Annotated in this window: 1 protein-coding gene; it reads left to right on the top strand. The window is 66.8% G+C overall.

Annotated elements, in window-relative coordinates; genetic code table 11:
* Window positions 1-549 (top strand): phospholipase D-like domain-containing protein (locus HU735_RS26820; protein WP_238349910.1); only part of this gene is annotated, 549 nt, incomplete at both ends.

The following is a 549-nucleotide window of genomic DNA, read 5'->3' as shown; positions in this document are numbered from 1 at the left end:
GCCCAGGCACGGGAGGAAATCCTCCTGGAGACCTTCATCATCTACGACGACAAGGTCGGCCAACCCTTGCGCCAGGCGCTGATCGACGCCGCGCGGCGGGGGGTGCGGGTCGAGGTAGCGGTGGACGGCTACGGCACTGCGGACCTGCCCGACGATTTCATCGCCTCGATGACCGAGGCCGGGGTACGCTTCCATTCGTTCGATCCGCAACCCCGGCTGGCTGGCATGCGCACCAACCTGTTCCGCCGCCTGCACCGCAAGATCCTGGTGATCGACGGACAACGCGCGTTCATCGGCGGCATCAACTACAGCGCCGACCACCTCGGCGATTTCGGTCCGCAGGCCAAGCAAGACTACGCCGTGGAAGTCGTCGGCCCGGTGGTGGCCCAAGTGCACGCTTCCTCGTGCCGTATGCTCGCACCCGTGCTGGACGCCGCCAGCCAGATCCAGCCGACCTGCACCACCGCAGGCCCGGCCAGCGCCGTGCTGGTGGAACGCGACAACCGCCGCCATCGCAACGATATCGAGGTCTGCTACCTGCAGGTCTTC

Source organism: Pseudomonas sp. BW16M2 (assembly GCF_014268865.1).
GTDB lineage: Bacteria > Pseudomonadota > Gammaproteobacteria > Pseudomonadales > Pseudomonadaceae > Aquipseudomonas > Aquipseudomonas peradeniyensis.
The sequence above is the reverse complement of the archived record's forward strand: the minus strand, read 5'-3'. Positions and strand labels throughout refer to the sequence as shown.